Here is a 20,249-nt window from a genome sequence, read left to right as displayed (position 1 = left end):
AGGTCGCCGGCGGCGTCGTCCACAGGCCGAGCGCACGCCTGACGGCGGAGCGCGAGCATCGTAGGCATGCCCACAGACATGCCCGGCGGGCGCGCAGGGCGCGCGGGACCCGCCCCGGCCACGACCCGATTCCATCTGGCCGTGATAGCCGGGCCGGACCCGGGTTGGGTGGCGCCGCTCGGCGCCCAGCCGGTCCTGGTGGGCCGTGGCCCGACGGCCTCGCTCGCGCTCGAGGACCCGTCGCTCTCCCGTGAACACGTCCTGGTGAGCGCGCGCGGCGGGCGCCTGCGCGCCCGGGACCTGGGCTCCGCGAACGGCACCACGATGGTCCGTGCCCGTAGGGGGCCACGTGCCGATGCGCCCATCCCGGGCCGACGGTCGCGCCGGGTGCGGACCGGGTGGCGTGCCCTGCGCGAGGGCGACCTGCTCCGGGCCGGCACGAGCGTCATCGAGGTTCGGCGCCACCCCTCCCTGCGGGACCGGACCGGGCCCGCGCAGCCGTCGGGTGTCGGCGACGGTCTGCTCGGGCGGCTGATGTTCCCGCTGATCATGTGTGTGACCTCGGTGCCGTTGCTGCTCTCGGGATCGGGTGCGTGGCGGGTCGTGGTGGCGATCGCGCTCCCCCTGGTGCTGGTCGGCTCCGTCGTGTGGCCGCTGCTGGCGCAACGGCGACGTCGCCGAGGCGAGCGGAGCCGGCCGGAGACACCCGCCGAGCCGGAGCCGGACCTCGGCCCGGACGACCCGGCGGGTCTGCTGATGAGCGCCGGCGCACCGCCGCGCGCCGCCACCGACCGGGCCACGGACCACCTGCCGAGGTGGGAGATCGGTAACGCGAGCCAAACCACCCGACGGCGCGCACCGCCGTCGTCCGCTCGCGCCCGGCGCGACCACGAACGGGCCAGGTACCTGCCCGGCGCGCCCGGCGCACTGGCCCTGGTCGGCGACGACGAGGACGTGGCCGCGCTCGCCCGCTGGCTGGTCTGTCGGCTCGCGGTGCGGCACCCGGCGACGCGGGTGCAGCTGGACCTGCCGGCCGCGTGGGCCTGGGCGACGACGCTGCCGCACCGTGCCCCCGGCGGCGGACCCGAACGACTCACCGTCCAGGTGGCCGAACGGCCGGACGTGCCACCCGGAGCCGATGGCGTGCGCATCGTGCTCGCCCGGGACCTGACCGAGGTGCCGCCCTGGTGCGAGCGGACGATCGAGGTCGGGCCGGGCCACGACCGTCGGGTCGGCGAGCGCTGGGCAGCCAGGGTGTGCGCCGCCGTCGCCGCGGCCACCCGCCACGCCGAAGGGCTCCCCGCGACGGTGCCGATCGGCGCGGTGGTCGGCCCGGGCGACGTCGCCGGGATCCTCCAGTGCTGGGCCGAGGACTCCGGGCTGTCGGCCGTGATCGGCGTCGGTCCCGCCGGCCCGCTCCGGCTCGACCTCGGCGTGGACGGACCGCACGCGCTCGTGGCCGGCACCACCGGGTCGGGCAAGTCCGAACTGCTGTTGTCGTGGCTGCTCGGGCTGGCCCACGCCCGCTCCCCCGCGGACCTGGCCCTGGTGCTCATCGACTACAAGGGCGGCGCGACGTTCGGACCGGTCGCGGACCTGCCGCACGCCGCCGGGGTGCTCACCGATCTCGATGCTGCGGACACCGCCAGGGCCCTGGCCAGCCTGCGCGCGGAACTGCGCCGCCGAGAGCGGCTGCTGGCCACGTCCGGCACGTCGACCCTCGCCGAACACCGCGCCCGTGTCCCGCCCGAGGAACGTCCGCCGGCCCTGGTCGTGATGGTCGACGAGTTCCGGGCGATGGCCGCCGAGCACCCGGACTTCCTCGACGCGCTGGTGCGGCTGGCCGCCCAGGGGCGCTCGCTCGGCATCCACCTGGTGCTCGCCACCCAGCGACCCGCCGGTGCGGTGACACCGGACATGCGCGCCAACCTCACCGTGCGGATCTGCCTGCGGGTGCTCGAGGACGCCGACTCGATCGACCTCGTCGGTGACGCGTCGGCCGCCCGGCTCCCGCCGGTGCCGGGGCGCGCGGTGGTCCTGGCCGGTGAGCGGACGACTCTGCAGGTGCCCTGGACCGGCCCACCGGACGCCGGCACGGTCCCGGCCCTTGTGGGCCGGCTCGTGGCCGCCGCGGCCGACGTCGAGGCACGCGAGCCGTGGCGGACCCGGCGCCCGCGCCCGTGGGCCGAACCGTTGCCGGGCCGCATCGACGTCGACGAACTCGAGGCCGAGCTCGGCGCCCCAGCCGTCGAGCCCGGTGGCGCACCGGACTCCGGCCGGGGGCGGCCCACCCCCACGGCCCTGCCGTTCCTGCGCACCGACCTGCCCGAGGAGCAGGCCCTCGGCAGCTGGTCCTGGCCGCCCGCGTCCACGCTGCTCGTCAGCGGGCCGCCCGGGTCCGGCCGGACCACCGCGCTGCGCACGCTGGCCGAGATGGCGCACCGGGCCGGCCTGGCGACGCACGTGATCGCCGAGGACCTGGCCGCGATCGTCCCTCGGTCCGGCGGCACCTCGCCCGGGACAGACACCCCCACCCACGGCACCCAGTGCGGGCCCGAGGACTCCCGCCGTGCGCGGCGGCTCGTCGAACTGCTCACCGGGGGCGCCGCCGGTCCGGCGGTGCTGCTCGTCGACGACGTCGACGTCCTCTGCCGCGCGCTCGACGAGTCCGGGGGCGTCGGCACCGGGATGGACCTGATGACCGCGCTGCTCCGCCGGGCCCGCCGCGTCGGCGTCGGGGTGGTGCTGACCTGCGCCGGCACACCGACCCGCTTTGCGCCGCTCGTGGCCGACCGGTTGGTGCTGCGACCGCAGGACATCAGCGAAGCCCTCCTTGCCGGGATCCCGAAGGACCTCGTGGGCACCGGCTGGCCGGCGGGGCGGGGCGTGCTGATCACCTCGGGCGCGGCTCGGGTGGCCCAGGTCGCCCTCGCGGCGACCGCTCCCGACTCCTACCGTGCCCCAGCCCGGGCTCCCGTCCGCCTGGTCGCCCTGCCTGCCACGGCCCCGCTGGCCGACGTCGGCGAGCCCGACGGTGCACGAGCCGGACTCGTGCTCGGCGTGGGTGGGGATGATGCCGGCCCGATCGTGCGTGACCTGCCCGACGGCGGCACCTGGCTGGTCGCCGGACCGGCCGGCTCCGGGCGGACCTGCGCGCTCCGGATGTTGGGTGGGCAGCTCCGGTCCGGCGGCCGCGTGGTCATCGACGGGCCCGACGGGCTCGCCGCCCTCCGGGCCGCTGCCTCCCCTGGTGCGACCCGACCCCCGGGTGTCGGCGACCCGGTCGTGCGCGCACGCGGCCCGGTCCTGCTCCTCGATGACGCCGACCGGCTGCCGGCGGCAACCCTCACCGCGATCGCCGAGGCGAGCGAGCGCGTGGACCTCGCCGTGCTCGCGGCCGCCCGCCCGGAGGCCCTCCTCGGTCTCTACCACGAGGTCGGCGCGCGGCTGCGGGAGGCGCCGCTGATGGTCATCCTCGGCCCCGTCGGAGGCGCCACACACCTGACCGGGGTGGACCTGCGCCGGCACGCCGACGACGATCCCGGGCCGGGCCGCGGGGTGCTGCTCGACGGCGGCCGGCTCACCCCGGTCCAGCTCGCGAGCTAGGCGACGGCGTCCGGCCCGCCGGAGCCCGAGGTCGCCGCGAGCGACGCCGGCAGGAGCAACGCCACGATCACCACCACGGCGGCCACCATCGGCACGGTCGCAGCCCACCAGACCACGGTGGACAGCGAGGACGCCCCGGCCGCGAACTGCAGCAACTGCCAGGTGATCACTGGCCCCCGGCCCCAGCGCTTGCCACTCCACAGCGCCCGGACGGCCAGGAACAGCAGGCCGGCGATCAACACCAGGAACACCAGGACGCCGGCCGCGAAGCCGACGAAGGTCGCATCGTCCGAGAGCGAGAGGACCAGCGACACGACACCGATCACGGCCAGGGCCACGGCCTCGAGGAGGGCAACGGCGAGGCCGACGCGCAGCGGCAACGGACGCTCTCCGGGGCTCGTCGCGTCCGATTCCGGGGGCGTGGAGGTCGCAGACACGGCCACCACTCTACGGCGCGCGGAACCACCCGGGCCGAGCTCCGCCGTCGGGCCGGCACCACCCGGCGAGCACACGACGAGCATCCCGTTCAAGGTGTCCACCCTGTGAACAATCTCTCACGGCAACCAAGTTGAAACTTTGTCGTAACCCCTTGTGCACGTTCAAATACCATGTGAAAGTTGTTCCCAGAGATTCACGCGAGTAGCGGAACTCCCCCCACCCAACTCGGCCTGAAAAATGGCCACGCACTCGCACGCGCCCACGCTAGGAGAACGCAATGGATTGGCGTCACAACGCGTCCTGTCTGACCGAAGACCCCGAGCTCTTCTTCCCGATCGGGAACACCGGGCCCGCGCTCGTGCAGATCGAGGAGGCGAAGGCCGTGTGCCGTCGCTGCCCCGTCGTGGACACGTGCCTGAAGTGGGCGATCGAGTCCGGTCAGGACGCCGGCGTCTGGGGCGGGATGTCCGAGGACGAGCGCCGCGCGCTGAAGCGCCGCACCGCCCGCGCCCGCCGCGCCGGCTGACCCGAACCTCTTCCCGAACGGCCGGATCGCCCTTGGCGGTCCGGCCGTTCGCGTGTCTCAGTAGTCCCGCAGCTCGCCGACGCGGGCCTCGAGGACGACCTCCGTGCCACCGCTGGGGACCGGCTGCCAGGAGATGGTCCCATCCAGTTCGGTGGCCACGAGCGTGCGCACGATCTGGGTGCCGAGGCCCTTCATCTGCGGGTCCTCGCCCATGCCGACGCCGTCGTCGATGACACTGACCCGGAGCATCGGGCCATCCCGGCGGGAGTTGATCGTCACGGTGCCGCCGGTGGTCGCCAGCCCGTGCTCGACGGCGTTGGTCACCAGTTCGGTGAGCACGACGGCCAGGGCCGTCGCGTCGGTGGCCGGCACGCGGCCGAAGGCGCCCTCGCGCACCGTCTTGACGTGCGCCTCGCCCGCGGCGACGTCGGCCACCAGGCGCAGGGTGCGTCCGAAGACCTCGTCGAAGTCGACCACCTCGTCGATGGTCTGGGACAACGCCTCGTGCACCGTCGCGATGGTCGCAACCCGACGCATCGCCTCGTTCAGCGCGGACTTGGCCTCGTCGGAGTCGGTTCGACGCGCCTGCAACCGCAACAGCGCGGCCACCGTCTGCAGGTTGTTCTTCACGCGGTGGTGGATCTCGCGGATCGTGGCGTCCTTGGTGAGGAGTTCGCGCTCGCGGCGACGCAGTTCGGACACGTCGCGCACGAGCAGGACCGCTCCGACGCGCTGGCCGTACTCCGTGACGGGCACCGCTCGCAGGGACAGGCTGACCCCACGCGCCTCCACATCGGTGCGCCACGCCGCCCGGCCCATCACCACGAGCGGGAGCGACTCGTCGACCGGCGAGTGGTCCTCCAGCAGCGGGGTGATCACCTCCGCCAGGGACTGCCCGACGACCTCGTCGCTGACACCGAGCCGGTGGAACGCGCTGAGCGCGTTCGGGCTCGCGTACAGGACCTCGCCCTCGCTGTTCAGCCGGACCAGTCCGTCCCCCACCCGGGGGGCGCCGCGCCGCGGACCGGTGGCCGCGTTCGCCAGCGGGAACTCTCCGCGCGCGATCATCCCGCAGAGCTCGTCCGCTGACTCCACGTAGTTGAGTTCGAGCCGGCTCGGGGTGCGGCTCGCACCGAGGTGCGTCTCGCGGGCGACGACCGCAAGGATGCGACCCGCCCGCACCACCGGGATGGCCTCCTCGCGGATCGCGAACGACCCGTTCCAGCGGGCCTCGCGCGCGCGGTTGATCTCCTTGGTCTCCAGGGCCTGCAGCAGCGCCGTCTTGAGTCCGGCGGGGGCGCGCCTGCCGACCACGTCGTCGTGGTGCACGGTCGCCCCGGTCGAGGGGCGCGCGTGTGCGACGGCCACCAGGTCGCCGTCGGTGGTCGGCAACCAGAGCACCAGGTCGGCGAAGGACAGGTCGGAGATCACCTGCCAGTCCCCCACCAGCAGATGCAGCCACTCGGCGTCCTGGCTGCTCAGGTCGCTGTGGTTCTCGATCAGGTCACCCATCGTGGACACGCTCGTAGCCTACGCACCGCGGGACCGACGGCGAGCCACGGTCCGACGGCGGCCGGTCGGTGCGGCGGGTGCGGCCGGGGGTGTGCCGCGAGCGGTGCGTCGCTACGCTCACAGATGGGCCGGCCGGCCCGACCACCCAGCGAGGAGAGCCATGCGCTTCGATGCCGCGATCGACTACCCCGCGGACACCACGCGGGTCGCTCGGATGTTCGCCGATCCCGAGTTCGTGCGGCGCAAGGTCGAGGCGACCGGTGCGACGTCGACCGCCATCGAGGTCACCGCTGGCGACGACGGCGGCTTCACCGTGTTGACCCGGCGAGCGATGCCGACCGACAGGATCCCGACGGCGCTGCGCTCCTTCGTCGGCGCCTCGATCGACGTCCGGTTCGTCGAGGTCTGGCAAAGGGCCGCCGCCGATGGGCGGCGCAGCGGGACCTTCACCCTGGACGTGGCCGGCGCGCCGGCCGGAGCCACCGGCACCACCGAGCTCGAGCCCAGCGGCGCGGCCGGCTCCCGGGTCCGCTACGACGGCGACGCGAAGGTCAACGTGCCGTTCCTGGGTGCCGCGGTGGAACGAGCCGTCGTGGAGGCGGTCCAGAACGTGCTCGACGCCGAGCGGCGGGCCGCGCAGGAGTGGCTGACCGAGCGCTGACGCACCCGGGACCCCGTCCGGATCGGACGTCGGCGCCGGCCCCCGTTGATTGCGGTTCGGTCACGGGACTTGACGCGGTGGCCGCACATGTTCCACTATCACTGCAATCCCTGAGAGCGCTCTCAGGACATGGTCGTCCGACTGTGAGAGCGCTCTTACCCGTTCCGGGCGAAGCTGCCCGGAACACCTGCGCAAATCCCTCGACCGCCGGAACGACCCGGCACCCCACCAAGGTTGCGGCACCAGCCGCACCACGACGAAGGAGTCATCGTGCGACGTAGGACACGAGCACTGGTAGCAACGGCCGGCCTGTGCGGCCTGGCCCTGACGGCCGCGTGCGGCGGCGGCGATGCCGGCAGCGGCGAGACCGGTTCGACCACGGACGGCGGCTCCGGCGAGGGTGAGCAGATCACCCTCACGGTCGCCACGTTCAACGACTTCGGCTACACCGAGGAACTCCTCGCCCAGTACACCGCCGAACACCCGAACGTCGTGGTCGAGCACGTCCTGGCCGCCCGCGCCGAGGACGCGCGGGCCAACCTGACCACGAACCTCGCCTCCGGCGGTGAGGGCCTGAGCGACATCGAGGCCATCGAGGTCGACTGGCTGGCCGAGCTGTTGCAGTACCCCGACTACTTCACCGACCTCTCCGACCCGGCCGTCGAGGGTCGCTGGCTGGAGAGCAAGGTCGCCGCAGCCACCACCGAGGACGGCCGACTGCTCGGCTACGGCACCGACGTCGGCCCGCAGGCGATCTGCTACCGCTCCGACCTGTTCGCCGCGGCGGGCCTGCCCACCGACCGGGCCGAGGTGGCCGAGCTGCTGGGCGGCGCCGACGCCACCTGGGACGACTACTTCGAGGTCGGGCGCCAGTTCGTCGGCGCGTCCGACTCGGCCTGGTACGACTCGGCCGTCTCGATCTACCAGGGCATGATCAACCAGGTCGAGTTCGCCTACGAGGAGGGCGACGGCACCCCTGTCGGGCTGACCAACCCGGAGGTGCGCGAGGCCTACGACGCGGTACTGAGTGCGTCCACCGACGACGGTCTGTCGGCGGGCTTCGAGCAGTGGCAGGAGGACTGGACCGCCGGGTTCCAGAACAACGCGTTCGCGACGATGCTCTGCCCGGCGTGGATGCAGGGCCCGATCGCGGGCAACGCGGCCGAGGTCGAGGGCTGGGACATCGCCGACGTCTTCCCCGGCGGCGGCGGCAACTGGGGCGGCTCGTACCTGACCGTGCCCGCCGGCGGCGAGCACGTCGAGGAGGCCCAGGCACTCGCCGAGTGGCTCACCTCCCCGGAGATCCAGGTCCAGGCGTTCGGCAACGCCGGGACGTTCCCGAGCCAGGTGGACGCCTACGAGAACCCTGACCTGACCGGGGCCACGAACGAGTTCTTCAACGACGCTCCCGTCGGTGAGATCTTCGCGAGCCGCTCCCTCGCCGTCGACGAGCTCGGGTTCCTGCCCTACAAGGGCCCGAACTACTTCGCGATCCACCAGACGGTGCAGGACGCCATCCTTCGTGTGGACGTGACCGGTGAGCAGAACGCCGAGGACTCCTGGGCCGCCGCCGAGCAGGCGGTCGCCGACCTCGGCCTCTAGCCCGACCGATCCGCCAACCGGTCGGCGGGGCGGCACCCACCCGCCCCGCCGACCCCCTCATGAGGAGCAGCATGAGTGTCATCACCCCGCGCCCGCCGACGGCGCAGCGGCCCCGCGAGGCCACGGCTCGCAGGATGGGGTTCCGGCAGCGGATGGGCCGCTGGGACGTCAAGGTCTCGCCCTACCTGTACATCTCCCCGTTCTTCATCCTGTTCGCGGTGGTCGGGGCCTTCCCGCTGCTGTACACCGCGTTCGTCTCGGTGCACGAGTGGAACCTGCTCGGCGGTCAGGGCGAGTTCGTCGGGTTGACCAACTACCGCGATGTGTTCGCCCAGCCGACCTTCCTCAAGGCCATCGGCAACACGTTCAGCATCTTCGCGCTGTCCTCGGTCCCGCAGGTGATCGCCGCACTCGCCCTGGCGGCGGTGCTGAACGCGAACCTGCGCGCGAAGACGTTCTGGCGGATGGGGGTGCTGCTGCCGTTCATCGTGGCGCCCGTCGCCGTCGGGCTCATCTTCGGCCGGCTGTTCGCCGACGACTCGGGCCTCGTGAACGCCCTGCTCACCCAGGTCGGCCTTGAGCCGCTCGGATGGCACTCGGACCGGCTGACCAGCCACATCGCGATCGCCACGATGGTGAACTTCCGCTGGACCGGCTACAACACCCTGATCTTCCTGGCCGCCATGCAGGCCGTGCCCCAGGAGCTGTACGAGGCCGCGATCATCGACGGTGCGGGCCGGTTGCGCCAGTTCTTCTCGGTCACGGTGCCGCAGCTGCGGCCGACGATCATCTTCGTCATCATCACGGCCACCATCGGCGGCCTCCAGATCTTCGACGAGCCACGTCTGTTCGACGACCAGGGTCTCGGTGGCCCGTCCCGGAACTGGATGACCGTTGCCATGTACATGTACGACGTCGGCTGGGGCAACCAGAAGAACTTCGGCCGCGCCGCCGCGATCGCATGGCTGCTGTTCCTGATCATCATCGTGGTTGCCCTGGTGAACTTCCTCGTCTCGCGCCGGATCGCCACCAGCGACTCCCCGCGAGGTGCCGCCCGGCTCCTCGCGCGCGGCTCCGGCGACGCCGGCCGCACCCCCGCCGCTGACGCCACCCGGCCCACCACCGCCTCGAAGGAGACCTGATGTCCTCGATCCCCGTCATCGCGCAGAGCGCCGGCCCGGGGGCCGCACGCTGGGCGGCCCGGCGACGCGGGCGTGCGACCGGTGGCGCGAACCGCCGGCCGGGCTGGGTCACCTACGCGATCCTCGCCGTGGTCCTGCTGATCGCGGTGTATCCGCTCTACTACACGCTCCAGCTCGCCTCCTCGGACGCGGTCTCGATCGCGCGCAACCCGATCCCGAGCCTGGTGCCCGAGGGGAACCTGTTCGCGAACATCGCCGAGGTGCTCGGCGGCCGCGTCCCGTTCGGCAAGGCGTTCGTGAACTCGATGATCATCTCGGTCAGCGCCGCCGTCTCGGTCGTCGCGTTCTCGACCCTGGCCGGGTTCTCGTTCGCGAAACTGCGTTACCGGGGCCGCGGGCCGCTCCTGGTGTTCGTGATCGCGACCATGGCCGTGCCCACCCAGCTCGGCATCGTGCCGATGTTCATCCTGTTCACCGAGCTCGGCTGGGCGAACAACCTGATCGGCGTCATCGTGCCGGCCATGGTCTCCGCGTTCGGAGTGTTCTGGATGACCCAGTACCTGGACCAGGCCCTCCCGTACGAACTCATCGAGGCCGCCCGGGTGGACGGTGCGTCGATGATCCGGACGTTCTGGCACGTGGCCCTGCCGGCCGCTCGGCCGGCCGCCGCGATGCTCGGTCTCTTCACGTTCGTGCAGCACTGGGTCGCGTTCTTCTGGCCGTTCATCATTCTCACCTCGAACAATCCGACCCTGCCGATGGCGGTCCAGCTGCTGCAGGCGAACTACTTCACCGACTACTCGCTCGTCATGGCGGGCGTGCTGGTGACCACGTTCCCGCTCCTGATCCTGTTCGTGGTCGCCGGCCGGCAGCTCGTCAGCGGCATCATGGCCGGCGCGGTCAAGGGCTGACCCGTGCGGGCCCCCGGGGCGGATAGTTTGAGCACCAGCAATCACGGCGAAGGGCGGGACAGCACGATGTCACGACGAACCGGCGTTCCGACGCTCGAGGATGTCGCGCGCGCGGCCGGTGTCTCGCGGGCCACCGCCTCCCGGGTCGTCAACGCGGACGAGCGGGTCCAGGACGCCACCCGCGAGGCCGTCCTGGCGGCGATCCGCGACCTCGGCTACAGCCCGAACCTGGCCGCCCGCTCGCTCGTCACCCGGCGGACGGACACGATCGCCGTCGTGGTGCCGGAGTCCGACGAGCGGGTCTTCAACGACCCGTTCTTCGCGGGGACCCTGCGCGGCGTGACGAAGGCGCTCGCGCTCACCGAGCTGCAGATGGTGCTGTTGATCGGCAGCCCGGGCGACGGCGACGGCCGACTGGACCGGTACATCCGCGGCCGCCACACCGACGGCGCCATCATCGTCTCCCACCACGCGAACGACAATCTGTGGCGGTCCGTGGCCGAGGTCAGCCTGCCCACGGTGTTCCTGGGCCGCCCGTTCGCCGAGCACCCCGGCCTGACGTTCGTGGACGTCGACAACGTCGCGGCCGCGGCGCTCGCCACCGGGTACCTGGTGGACTCCGGCCGGACGAGGATCGGCACCGTCGCGGGTCCCGCGGACATGAGCGCCGGTGCGGACCGGCTCGAAGGCTGGCGCAGCGTGCTCACCGAGCACGGCCTGCCGGCCGACGCCGTCGAACTCGGTGACTTCACCGTGGCGGGTGGCGGCGACGCGATGACGCGCCTGCTCGCCGGCCACCCAGACCTCGACGCCGTGTTCGTCGCCTCGGACCTGATGGCCAGCGGGGCCATGGACGCGATCCGCGCGAGCGGGCGCGCGATCCCCACGGACATCGCCGTGGTCGGCATGGACAACCTCGAGCTGGCGACCCGGACCCGGCCACCGCTGACCACGGTGGTGAACCCGGTCGACGAGATGGCCACCCAGGCGGTCGCCATGCTGCTGGCGCAGCTCGAGGGCGGTCCCATCCTCGAGCCCGTGACGATGCCGACGGAACTCGTGGTGCGCGAGTCCGCCTGAGTCGAGGGGTCGGTGCCCAGGTCTAGCCTGAGTGGATGGATGCGCAGCGGCCCATCGTCACCGTCTCCCGCGCCGGCGCGCTGCGGTACCGCTGGCGCCGTCAAGGGCTGGCCCATGCCGGGCCGGTCGGCGTCGCCGAGGCGCCCGCACTCGACCTGGGCGTGCAGGACACCGGCCCGATGGGGTCCGCCTGGGCGTTGTGGTTGCGTGGCGTCGACCCGGCGACGGCGGAGCCCGAGTTGGCGCTCGCGTGGACGTTGCGCGGGGCACCGCACGCGTACCGGCGGGCCGATCTGCCCGGGGTGATGCAGGCGGTCTCACCGTTCTCCGAGGCGGACGCCGCGAAGCGGGTGTACGACGCGTCCAGGCCGCTGCGCGGGGCCGGCATCGACGTCCTCGACGCGCTCGACGTCGTCGCCCGGCACATGCGCGAGATCGTCAAGGAGCCGACGGTCAAGGGTGAGATGTCCGCGCAGCTGACGGCCCGCGTGGACGAGCCGTACCTGCGCTACTGCCGGGTGTGCAGGGCTACGCACCTGTACGAGCAGCCGTTCCGGCTCAGCGCCCTGTACGCCGGGCTGGAATTGGACCCGGGCACCTCGCCCCCGGTGCTGCGCCGGATCCCGGGCTGGCGTCGCCGCAGCCACGGTCCGGCCCGCGCCCCGCGGGGTCCGGGCACAGCACCCGAGCACCTGCAGGTCGTCCGCGCCTACCTGCGCCTGCTCGGCCCGGCCACCCCCAAGGAGGTGGCCGCCTACCTGGACGCGCCGGTCCGGGACGTGGTCGCCGCCTGGCCAGCGGACGCCGTCGCGGTGGAGGTCGAGGGTCGCCCGTCGTGGCTGCTGGAGCCGGATGTGCCCGCCCTCGTCGAGGCCGACGGGTCGGGCGGCGCCGACGACGCGCTCGAGGTGCGCCTGCTTGGCGCGTTCGACCCGTTGCTGCAGGCGAAGGACCGGGACCTGCTGGTGCCGGACGAGGCCGGCCGCAAGGATCTGTTCCGGACCATCGGCAGACCGGGTGCGGTCGCAGCCGGCGGCGAGATCCTCGGCACCTGGCGCCCGCTCACCAAGGGCAGCACCGTGAGCATCCGGTTCACACCCTGGCTGTCGGTCGACCCGGCCCTGCGCCGCGTGGTCGAGGACCGGGGCGCGGAACTCGCCCGGTGGCGAGGTCGGGAGTTCGGCGGCCTCGTCGAGGAGTAGGCGCGACCGGCGCGGGTGCTACCGCGCGTCCTCGTCCGGCGCCGGGTCCACCCCGGGGATCCCCGGAGCGTCCTGGTCGGCCGGAGCAGGGTCGGCCACGTCCGGGGCGGCCTCCCCCTCGCGCTCGACCCCCAGCGTGACCTTGGTCAGCAGGGCGGCGACGGCCCCGACGGCCACGAGCACGGGCGCGATCACGGCGGTCACGGCCGTGATCGCGACGCCCGCGGTGAGCGGGATCTCGAGGAGGGTCCGGCCGTCACCGTTCTTGATGTAGAGGCGCCGCACGTTGCCCTCGTGGACCAGGCCCTTGACCTTGTCGAGCAGCTCCGAACCCGACACGCTGAACTCCTCGTACCAGGTTTTCTCGCCGTCGTTCTGCTTCTCATCCATGCGTCCCATCCTCGCCGAGCCCTCGTCCGTACGCCACCCCCTCGGCGCGTCAGCCGGCGATCGCCAGCGCGACGCAGATGGCACCGACGGTGAGGTCCAGCCCGATGCAGAAGATCGCCAGCGAGCCCAGGACCACCTCGCCGCTGCGGTAGTGCTTGACGTCCCAGAACGCGTGGGCGGCCAGCGTCACGCCCGCGATCGCCAGTCCGAGCTGAGGGCTCAGCTGGAGCGCGACGATCGCCATCCCGAAGTAGCCGAGCAGGGCCGCGGCCTGGACCGCGGTGACCTGGCCGGCCCCCAGGAGCACCCCGACCCCGAGCAGGACGATCGCGGCCAGGACGAACAGGGTCCACCAGGGCAGTGCCCCGAGCAGGCCCGCGAAGGCGAGGCCGCTGAACACCGGCACGCCGAGCCAGGCGACCCAGCGGGTCCTCGTGGCCGCGGCAGCCAGGTAGCACAGGGCCGCGACCCCCACGGCGGTGGCGGGCGTGAGCTGGGTGGTCCCGTTGATGATCGACTCGCCGTGCATCGCGGCCAGCCCGTAGGTCATGCCGAGGCCGCTGACGACTCCGAGCACGACCCAGGCGGTGATGGCGCCCCCGGAGCGGGTCCGGCGTTCGGTCTCGGTCCTGCTTGTGGTGGTCATGGTTGCTCCCTCGTCGTGATCACCGCCCCGCCCGGGCGGGCCGGCGGACACGACGATGCCAAGCGGGATCGCCCCCTGGCAGGTGATGGCTGGAATTCTTGGATACGCGTCCTACGAGACTCCTGCCGTCGACGCGGACCTCTGCCTACGCTGGCGTCATGGCCACCATGAGCGTCGTCGTCGTGGGATTCGAGGGTGCCGAGCTCGTCGACATCTCGAGCGTCACGTCCGCGCTCGCGCTGGCGAACCGCCTCGGCGCCAGCCCGAGCTACCGCATCGAGCTCGCCACCATCGACGGGCGGGACATCACCTGCGACTCGGGCCTGCGGCTCGGAGCGCAGCGAGCGCTGGCGGAGGTGTCGGGAGCCGACACGGTGATCGTCTCCGGTGGCCTCGGCCACGAGGACGCCAGTCGCAACCCGGACCTGACCCAGCACGTCCGGCGCCTCGCGGCGCGGGCGCGCCGGATTGCATCGGTCTGCACCGGTACCTCCGTGCTCGCGGCGGCCGGCCTGCTGGACGGTCGGCGTGCCACCACGCACTGGTTCTACGCGGCGGACATCGCCGAGCGCTTCCCCCTGGTTCGCCTCGACCCGGGGCCGATCTACGTCAGGGACGGCAAGGTCGCCACGTCCGGCGGTGTCACCGCGTCGCTGGACCTGACCCTCGCCTTCATCGAGGAGGACCACGGCGCCGAGTTCGCGCGCTGGGTGGCGATGGGCATGGTCACCTACCTCCAGCGCCCGGCGAACCAGGCTCAGATGAGCATCTTCACCGCGGCCCCGCGCGCCGACCATGCCCTCGTCAAGCGTGTCCTCGACCACGCCACGGCCCATCCGGACGGGGACCTGCGTACGTCCGCGCTCGCCGGTCTCGTCGGGGTCAGCACGCGACAGCTGACCCGGTTGTTCCAGGATCACCTCAAGGTCCCACCGGCCAGCGCGGTGCGCCGGATCCGCCTCGAACTGGCCGCTCGGCTGGTCTCCACGACCGACCTCTCGATGTCCCAGGTCGCCCGGCGATGTGGCTTCGGCTCGGCCGAGAGCCTGCGTCAGGCGTTCGTCATCCGGTACGGCACGAGTCCCCGGCGAATGCGCACCACGCACACCCGTTCCCTGGCCGTGCGGTAGCGCCGATCGTCACCGCGGGGTGCCGGGCGGCGGGTCACGGAGTCAGCTGGTGGCCCTGGTCAGGAGGTCCGTGATCATCGCCTCGACGGATTCGGTCCACTCGGTGAGTGCGTACGAGGTGGCCCAGATGCCCGCGTCGTCGTCGAGGGCGGCTTCGGCGCTGAATCCGAACGTCGAGTACCGCTCGGAGTCACCCTGTCCGCTCCGGAAGAAGCAGAGCACCTTCCCTGCCCGGTAGTACGCGGGTTGGCCATACATGAGCTTGGGTGCGACGTCCGGAACGGTCGAGGTGACGGTGACGTGGACGCGTTCGGCCAGCGTCCGGTCCGGCTGTGCCATGTCCTCGATCTTGGCGAGCAGTGCAGCCTCGTCGGCCGCCGCCTTCTTCGCGCCCCGGCCGCCGCGGGCATCGGACCGGAGCTCCTCGGCGCGCGCCTTCATCGACGCCCGTTCCTCGGCGGAGAACCCTGCCCCGGTGGACTCGGTCCCGACACTTTCTGCCGTCGACGCGCTCATGTCGCTGCGCCTCGGTCTGTGATCGTCGTGTGCACGAGTCCGCCACGCTAGTCGCCACCCGAGAGATCGGGCTTCTCGATTCCTGCTCAGCTCCCTGGCTGCGCCGCATCGGCCGGGAGTAGGCGAGGGCTAGCATCGACCCCATGAGTTCGTCTCCACAGCGCGGGCGTTCCACCGGCCTCGGTCGCATCCCCGCGACCGTGTGGCTGGTGGTCGCACTGGTGTCCGTCGTCGCGATGATGGCGTCCATCGGTGAGTCTTCGGCGCCGCTCCTGTCCACTCCGGCCATCTTCGCAGCGACGTTCCTGGTGGCGGCGTTCGGCTATGCCCGCAGCTCCGCGAAGCGGACGCCGCGAGGCGTCGCACCGGACGCCGCCCGTGACGCGCCGGGCGAGGAGACCGGCGTGGCCCACCCGGGCGCACCCGAGTCCCCCGGCGCCGAGTCCGGCCGGGACGCGCCCGCGGACCCCAGCCGCTGACCGTGCCGACCCGGCTCGCCCTGATCGCAGAGGTGACCTGGTGCGGCACGGCCGGCTGGCGGCCAGGTCGAGGCGGCGCCGCATCCCACCGGAGAACTCCGAGATCGGCCGTTTCGCGGCGTCCTCGAGCCCGAACTCGGCGAGCAGGTCCGCCGCCACGGTGCGGGCCCGAGCTCGCGCGACACCCTGCAACCGACCGAACAGGACCAGGTTCTCCGTTGCCGTGAGGTTCTCATCCACCGAGGCGTACTGGCCGGTGACGCCGAGCAGCTGGCGAACCACGTGCGGCTGCCGGGCCACGTCGACGCCGAAGACCTCCGCATGCCCGCCGTCGATCGAGAGGAGCGTGGCCAGCATCCTCAGCGTGGTGGTCTTTCCGGCACCGTGCCCGAGGACGCCGAAGATCTCTCCGGTACGGACCTCCAGGTCGACGTTGTCGACGGCGCGGAGCTCGCCGAAGTCCTTGATGAGTCCTTCCGTACGGACGGCCGTCTCGTGGGTGCCGCCGGTGTGCGGCTGCGCTGGCAGGAGTGTGTTCGTGGTCATGGGCCCATGCTCGGAGGCCCCGGTTTCACAATGCCCTCGCCCTGGTTTCACGGCGGCCGGTCGAGCGGGATCGGCCTGCGCTTGCCGAAACCGTGACGGTACCTAGACTCGGGAGCGTGCCCACGCTGCCGAGCAGCCGGGTCACCCGACATCCATATCCTGCTCGGCTTGCAGCCCGCGAGCCTCGGCCGCGTGTCACGCGGTAGTGCCCCGCCGGATCGGCGGGGTTCACGATGAGGTGAAGGGAATCAGACATGGGTGGCAACAAGGCCGTGGCCTACAAGGGACCGGGCGTGGTCGAGGTGATCGATATCGACCATCCCACGTTCGAGTTGAAGGACGGACCGGGTGTCAATCCTGCGAACGTGGGCCGGAAGGTGCCGCACGGCGCCATCCTGAGAACGGTCGCGACGAACATCTGCGGTTCGGACCAGCACATGGTGCGGGGTCGGACCACCGCACCCACCGATCTGGTCCTCGGTCACGAGATCACCGGCGAGGTCGTGGAGGTCGGTCCCGGCGTGGAGTTCATCGCCGTCGGCGACCTGGTCTCGGTGCCGTTCAACATCGCCTGTGGGCGCTGCCGCAACTGCAAGGAACGCAAGACCGGCATCTGTCTGAACGTGAATCCGGACCGGCCCGGCAGCGCCTACGGGTACGTGGACATGGGGGGCTGGGTGGGCGGCCAGGCCGAGTACGTGCTGGTGCCCTACGCGGACTGGAACCTGCTGAAGTTCCCGGACAAGGACCAGGCGATGGAGAAGATCCTGGATCTGGCGATGCTCTCCGATATCTTTCCGACCGGGTTCCACGGCGCCGTGACCGCAGGCGTCGGCGTCGGTTCGACGGTGTACGTGGCGGGTGCGGGGCCGGTGGGCCTGGCCGCGGCCACCTCGGCGCTGCTGCTCGGGGCGTCCGCGGTGATCGTCGCCGACATGAACGCCGACCGGCTGGCGCAGGCGAAGTCGTTCGGCTGCGAGACGGTCGACCTGACCAAGGGTGGACCCGTGGAACAGATCGAGCAGATCCTCGGGGTCCCGGAGGTGGACTGCGGGATCGACGCGGTCGGATTCGAGGCGAAGGGACACGGTGAGGGTGCGAGCGAGGCACCCGCGACGGTCCTGAACGACCTCATGGACCTCACTGCGGCCGGCGGCGCGCTCGGCATCCCTGGCCTGTACGTGACCGGCGACCCGGGTGGGATCGACGAGGCCGCGAAGAAGGGGGCCCTGTCCCTCAGCCTCGGCACCGGATGGGCCAAGTCACTGTCCTTCACCACCGGTCAGTGCCCGGTGATGAAGTACAACCGGGAACTGATGATGGCCATCCTGCACGACCGGGTGCACATCGCCGCGAATGTGAACGCGACCGCGATCACGCTCGCGGACGCGCCGCGGGGCTACGCCGAGTTCGACAAGGGCGCCGCACAGAAGTACGTGCTGAACCCGAACGGCTACCTCGACGCCGCGTAGGACCCGACGCGACCTGACGGCCCTCGTCGGCGAGGGCCGTCAGGCGGCCGGGCTCGCTCAGGATCAGATGGCGCGGGCCAGGCTCCGCCGCAGCAGCACGGAGCCGAGCGCCAGCAGCACCACGGCGAAGGCGAGCAGCACCGCGAGATCGCCGGCGATGTCGGCGAAGGTACCCCCGCGCCGGGTCACCTCCGCGAACGCCTGGTAGGCCCAGGCATGCGGGGTGAAGAGGGCGACCGTCTGCAGCGTGTCCGGGAAGAGTTCGAGCGGGAGCATGCACCCGCCGAGTGCGGCCAGCACCAGGCCGAGACCGACACCGAGCCCGGAGGCGGCACTGTCGTTGTCCAGTGCCGACCCCACGACCATCGCCGCACCGGCGGCCACGGCGGCGAACAGCGCGAGGATCAGCGTGGAAAGGGCGAGGTTGCCCCACTCGACACCGAAGAGCAGGGCGGTGCCGAGCATGATGTAGAGCCCCTGCACCATGGCGATCACCCAGCGGCCCAGCGCTTCGCCACCGATCACCTGCACGGTGGCGACCGGCGCCGCGAGGGTCCGCGCCACCACCCGGTACTTGCGGGCCTGGATCATGGTGGCCGAACCGGCGAGGCTGTTCAGGAACACGAACAGCAGGACCTGCGCGGAGGCACCCACCGTGAAGCCGGACGCCCCGGCGAAGGCCTCGGAGAGGCTCGAGGTGTTCGTCACCGTCACGGTCGGCGCCACCACCTGCGCCTCGGCGTCCTCGAGTGCCTCGTCGACGGCGGCCGGGTCCGCGCCCGCGCCGACGAGCGCGGCCTCCTGTCGTAGTCGCAGCTGCAGCGCATTCAGGGCCCGGTCGACCTGTTGCCGGGTGGCGATCGCGCCGCCGCTCGAGCTCGACGTCACCACGACGGTCAGGTCCTCGTCGGCGTCGAACGCTGCCGCCGCCTCGTCGGTGAGCTCCAGACCCAGATCCACTCGGCCGCGGGCGATCTGCTCGCTGGCGGCGTCCGCGTCGGCGTAGCTGACCGTGACCGAGGCCTCCTCGAGCTCGGCCACCAGGGCGGCGCGCAGCGAGGAGTCCGACCCACTGATCACCACCCGGCCCGAGGAGGACGCGGCCCCGAACTGGGAGCCGATCAGCACCACGAGGATCAGCGGGAACACGAACACGAAGAACAGGTTGGAGCGGTCCCGGAGGAACCGCCGCAGTTCCACCCCGGCGATGGCACCGACGACCCTCATCGGGACACCCCCCGGTCGGGGATCAGCCGGGCCACCACGAGCATCACCACGGCGAAGCCGAGCATGATCGCGATCGGCGCCGCGATGTCGGCGAGCCCACCACCGCTCGAGGTGATGCCGAGCCCGCGGGTGAACGCGGCGATCGGGTTGAGATCGAGGACCGTGGCGAGCGACCCCGAGGCACTCACCGGGAAGAACGCGCCGCCGGCGATGCCGAGCACCATGGCCAGGATGGACTGGATGATGCCGGCCTGCTCGGCCGTCCGGGCGACGCGGACCACGATGAAGGTCAGCGAGGTGATCGCGGTGACCACGGACAGGATCAGCAGGGCGACGAGGGCGGGCGGTCCGAACGAGACGTCGAAGAACAGCCCGCCGAGGGTCAGCAGGACTGACGTCGCGACGACGCCGAGGACGAACGCGGTCAGGGCCTTGGCGAGCACGATCAGGCCCGGGCGCATCGGCATCGACTGGAGCCGGGCCAGGGTGCCCTCCTGCCGTTCGGAGATCAGCCCGAGCACCCCGAAACCGACCGTGAAGGTGAGGAACAGGCCGGCCTGGCCGGCCACGAGCGCGGCCCCTTGGCCGAGCTGTTCGTCGGAGGTCTCGCCCTCCGTCGACTCGATCGTCGGCCCGGCGGTGGCCGCCTCGACCGCGACGCGCCCGAGCTCCTCGGGGTCGAGACCGAGCCCGCCGCCTGCGGTGGCTGCGACCGTCCCGGCTGCGTAGGCATCGAGAACGGACTGACTGACGACGATCACGACGCCGGTCTCGAGACCGGAGGTGTCCCCCTCGACGAACTCGAGGTCGCCACCGGTGCCGGCGAGCACGTCCTGGGCGAAGCCCTCCGGAACGATCATGGCCAGGTTGGCGTCGCCGTCGGCCACCGCGGTCCGTGCCGCGTCCGCCGTCATCTGCTCGACGGTCACGTCGACGACGCCGGTCCCGGTGATCGCATCGAGCAGGGTCTGCGCGACCTCGTCGTCGGCCGGGGCGGACACCGCGACCGTCACCGGCTCGAGTTCGATCTCGTCGGTCCCACCGAAGACCAGGTTGAAGACGAACATCAGGGCGAGCGGCACGATCAGCGAGAAGATGATCACCGACTTGTCGCGGAGGCGCTGGCGCAGGTCGGATGAGGTCATCACCCACAGTTGTCGCAT

Annotated in this window: 18 protein-coding genes and 1 pseudogene; 11 read left to right on the top strand and 8 right to left on the bottom strand. The window is 72.0% G+C overall.

Translation table 11 applies throughout. The annotated features are described in order from the left end of the window. The first annotated feature begins 66 nt into the window (after nt 1-66). Nucleotides 67-3,606, top strand: coding sequence for an FtsK/SpoIIIE domain-containing protein (locus GKS42_RS06720; RefSeq protein WP_154793133.1), 3,540 nt, complete (start codon nt 67-69; stop codon nt 3,604-3,606). Here the strand turns inward: GKS42_RS06720 and GKS42_RS06715 are convergent. Next, entirely contained in the window at nt 3,603-4,043 is a 441-nt protein-coding gene (locus GKS42_RS06715; protein ID WP_154793132.1) for a hypothetical protein, read from the bottom strand. The two genes, GKS42_RS06720 and GKS42_RS06715, sit on opposite strands and share 4 nt — an antisense overlap. Nucleotides 4,044-4,321: 278 nt before the next feature. On the opposite strand from GKS42_RS06715, the gene GKS42_RS06710 reads away from it, so the two are divergent. Next, nucleotides 4,322-4,570, top strand: a complete 249-nt coding sequence (locus tag GKS42_RS06710) for a WhiB family transcriptional regulator (protein WP_154793131.1) — start codon at nt 4,322-4,324, stop codon at nt 4,568-4,570. A 57-nt stretch (nt 4,571-4,627) separates the two neighbouring features. Here the strand turns inward: GKS42_RS06710 and GKS42_RS06705 are convergent, their stop codons facing one another. Beyond that, nucleotides 4,628-6,082 carry a sensor histidine kinase gene (locus GKS42_RS06705; protein ID WP_154796583.1) on the bottom strand — a complete coding sequence of 485 codons (1,455 nt, stop codon included), beginning with the start codon at nt 6,080-6,082 and terminating at the stop codon, nt 4,628-4,630. Nucleotides 6,083-6,242: 160 nt separating this feature from the next. Here GKS42_RS06705 and GKS42_RS06700 point away from each other — a divergent pair, with 160 nt between their 5' ends. The 6 genes from GKS42_RS06700 to GKS42_RS06675 all read left to right on the top strand — a co-directional run bounded on the left by GKS42_RS06700 (nt 6,243) and on the right by GKS42_RS06675 (nt 12,680). Continuing rightward, nucleotides 6,243-6,743, top strand: coding sequence for a DUF2505 domain-containing protein (locus GKS42_RS06700; RefSeq protein ID WP_154793130.1), 501 nt, complete (start codon nt 6,243-6,245; stop codon nt 6,741-6,743). A 270-nt stretch (nt 6,744-7,013) separates the two neighbouring features. Continuing rightward, nucleotides 7,014-8,345 (top strand): ABC transporter substrate-binding protein, encoded by a 1,332-nt coding sequence (locus GKS42_RS06695; protein ID WP_154793129.1) that lies wholly within the window; start codon nt 7,014-7,016, stop codon nt 8,343-8,345. Between the two features lie 71 nt (nt 8,346-8,416). Continuing rightward, the gene (locus tag GKS42_RS06690) at nt 8,417-9,487 is read left to right on the top strand and encodes a carbohydrate ABC transporter permease (RefSeq protein ID WP_154793128.1); all 1,071 of its coding nucleotides are present in this window, start codon (nt 8,417-8,419) and stop codon (nt 9,485-9,487) included. Beyond that, nucleotides 9,487-10,398 carry a carbohydrate ABC transporter permease gene (locus tag GKS42_RS06685; protein WP_154793127.1) on the top strand — a complete coding sequence of 304 codons (912 nt, stop codon included), beginning with the start codon at nt 9,487-9,489 and terminating at the stop codon, nt 10,396-10,398. Before GKS42_RS06690 ends, GKS42_RS06685 begins: the two co-directional genes overlap by 1 nt. Nucleotides 10,399-10,464: 66 nt before the next feature. Continuing rightward, entirely contained in the window at nt 10,465-11,478 is a 1,014-nt protein-coding gene (locus GKS42_RS06680) for a LacI family DNA-binding transcriptional regulator (protein ID WP_154793126.1), read from the top strand. Between the two features lie 35 nt (nt 11,479-11,513). Beyond that, nucleotides 11,514-12,680, top strand: a complete 1,167-nt coding sequence (locus GKS42_RS06675; protein ID WP_154793125.1) for a DNA glycosylase AlkZ-like family protein — start codon at nt 11,514-11,516, stop codon at nt 12,678-12,680. An 18-nt stretch (nt 12,681-12,698) separates the two neighbouring features. Here GKS42_RS06675 and GKS42_RS06670 read toward each other — a convergent pair whose 3' ends face one another. Next, nucleotides 12,699-13,070, bottom strand: coding sequence for a DUF4342 domain-containing protein (locus GKS42_RS06670; RefSeq protein WP_154793124.1), 372 nt, complete (start codon nt 13,068-13,070; stop codon nt 12,699-12,701). A 49-nt stretch (nt 13,071-13,119) separates the two neighbouring features. Next, nucleotides 13,120-13,716: a hypothetical protein gene (locus GKS42_RS06665; RefSeq protein ID WP_154793123.1), complete on the bottom strand. Its 597-nt coding sequence runs from the start codon at nt 13,714-13,716 to the stop codon at nt 13,120-13,122. A gap of 158 nt (nt 13,717-13,874) precedes the next feature. Between GKS42_RS06665 and GKS42_RS06660 the strand changes: the two genes are divergently transcribed. Continuing rightward, on the top strand, nt 13,875-14,846 hold the full coding sequence (locus tag GKS42_RS06660) for a GlxA family transcriptional regulator (protein WP_154793122.1): 972 nt from the start codon (nt 13,875-13,877) through the stop codon (nt 14,844-14,846). 42 nt (nt 14,847-14,888) lie between these two features. Here GKS42_RS06660 and GKS42_RS06655 read toward each other — a convergent pair whose 3' ends face one another. Next, nucleotides 14,889-15,362 carry a DUF1801 domain-containing protein gene (locus tag GKS42_RS06655; protein ID WP_154793121.1) on the bottom strand — a complete coding sequence of 158 codons (474 nt, stop codon included), beginning with the start codon at nt 15,360-15,362 and terminating at the stop codon, nt 14,889-14,891. Between the two features lie 143 nt (nt 15,363-15,505). Here GKS42_RS06655 and GKS42_RS26430 point away from each other — a divergent pair, with 143 nt between their 5' ends. Beyond that, the gene (locus GKS42_RS26430) at nt 15,506-15,841 is read left to right on the top strand and encodes a hypothetical protein (protein WP_168217673.1); all 336 of its coding nucleotides are present in this window, start codon (nt 15,506-15,508) and stop codon (nt 15,839-15,841) included. 117 nt (nt 15,842-15,958) lie between these two features. Here the strand turns inward: GKS42_RS26430 and GKS42_RS26870 are convergent. Continuing rightward, nucleotides 15,959-16,246 (bottom strand): annotated as a pseudogene (locus GKS42_RS26870) (ATP-binding cassette domain-containing protein); the annotation flags it as partial. Nucleotides 16,247-16,641: 395 nt separating this feature from the next. On the opposite strand from GKS42_RS26870, the gene fdhA reads away from it, so the two are divergent. Next, nucleotides 16,642-17,859, top strand: a complete 1,218-nt coding sequence (gene fdhA / locus GKS42_RS06645) for a formaldehyde dehydrogenase, glutathione-independent (RefSeq protein WP_154793120.1) — start codon at nt 16,642-16,644, stop codon at nt 17,857-17,859. 63 nt (nt 17,860-17,922) lie between these two features. On the opposite strand, the gene GKS42_RS06640 is transcribed toward fdhA, so the two are convergent. Next, the gene (locus GKS42_RS06640) at nt 17,923-19,086 is read right to left on the bottom strand and encodes an ABC transporter permease (RefSeq protein WP_154793119.1); all 1,164 of its coding nucleotides are present in this window, start codon (nt 19,084-19,086) and stop codon (nt 17,923-17,925) included. Continuing rightward, nucleotides 19,083-20,231 (bottom strand): ABC transporter permease, encoded by a 1,149-nt coding sequence (locus GKS42_RS06635; RefSeq protein ID WP_154793118.1) that lies wholly within the window; start codon nt 20,229-20,231, stop codon nt 19,083-19,085. Before GKS42_RS06635 ends, GKS42_RS06640 begins: the two co-directional genes overlap by 4 nt. Nucleotides 20,232-20,249: the final 18 nt, after the last annotated feature.

This window comes from Occultella kanbiaonis (assembly GCF_009708215.1).
Taxonomy (GTDB): domain Bacteria; phylum Actinomycetota; class Actinomycetes; order Actinomycetales; family Beutenbergiaceae; genus Occultella; species Occultella kanbiaonis.
This window is presented reverse-complemented; position numbering and strand designations above follow the sequence as displayed.

What these genes read in the sequence shown, in the direction of transcription:
- GKS42_RS06700 (WP_154793130.1), top strand. Translation starts at nt 6,243, where the DNA reads ATGCGCTTCGATGCCGCGATCGACTACCCCGCGGACACCACGCGGGTC.
- GKS42_RS06680 (WP_154793126.1), top strand. Translation starts at nt 10,465, where the DNA reads ATGTCACGACGAACCGGCGTTCCGACGCTCGAGGATGTCGCGCGCGCG.
- GKS42_RS26430 (WP_168217673.1), top strand. Translation starts at nt 15,506, where the DNA reads ATGAGTTCGTCTCCACAGCGCGGGCGTTCCACCGGCCTCGGTCGCATC.
- GKS42_RS06690 (WP_154793128.1), top strand. Translation starts at nt 8,417, where the DNA reads ATGAGTGTCATCACCCCGCGCCCGCCGACGGCGCAGCGGCCCCGCGAG.
- GKS42_RS06670 (WP_154793124.1), bottom strand. Translation starts at nt 13,070, where the DNA reads ATGGATGAGAAGCAGAACGACGGCGAGAAAACCTGGTACGAGGAGTTC.
- GKS42_RS06635 (WP_154793118.1), bottom strand. Translation starts at nt 20,231, where the DNA reads ATGACCTCATCCGACCTGCGCCAGCGCCTCCGCGACAAGTCGGTGATC.
- GKS42_RS06720 (WP_154793133.1), top strand. Translation starts at nt 67, where the DNA reads ATGCCCACAGACATGCCCGGCGGGCGCGCAGGGCGCGCGGGACCCGCC.
- GKS42_RS06665 (WP_154793123.1), bottom strand. Translation starts at nt 13,716, where the DNA reads ATGACCACCACAAGCAGGACCGAGACCGAACGCCGGACCCGCTCCGGG.
- GKS42_RS06660 (WP_154793122.1), top strand. Translation starts at nt 13,875, where the DNA reads ATGGCCACCATGAGCGTCGTCGTCGTGGGATTCGAGGGTGCCGAGCTC.
- GKS42_RS06675 (WP_154793125.1), top strand. Translation starts at nt 11,514, where the DNA reads ATGGATGCGCAGCGGCCCATCGTCACCGTCTCCCGCGCCGGCGCGCTG.
- GKS42_RS06685 (WP_154793127.1), top strand. Translation starts at nt 9,487, where the DNA reads ATGTCCTCGATCCCCGTCATCGCGCAGAGCGCCGGCCCGGGGGCCGCA.
- fdhA (WP_154793120.1), top strand. Translation starts at nt 16,642, where the DNA reads ATGGGTGGCAACAAGGCCGTGGCCTACAAGGGACCGGGCGTGGTCGAG.
- GKS42_RS06705 (WP_154796583.1), bottom strand. Translation starts at nt 6,082, where the DNA reads ATGGGTGACCTGATCGAGAACCACAGCGACCTGAGCAGCCAGGACGCC.
- GKS42_RS06710 (WP_154793131.1), top strand. Translation starts at nt 4,322, where the DNA reads ATGGATTGGCGTCACAACGCGTCCTGTCTGACCGAAGACCCCGAGCTC.
- GKS42_RS06640 (WP_154793119.1), bottom strand. Translation starts at nt 19,086, where the DNA reads ATGAGGGTCGTCGGTGCCATCGCCGGGGTGGAACTGCGGCGGTTCCTC.
- GKS42_RS06655 (WP_154793121.1), bottom strand. Translation starts at nt 15,362, where the DNA reads ATGAGCGCGTCGACGGCAGAAAGTGTCGGGACCGAGTCCACCGGGGCA.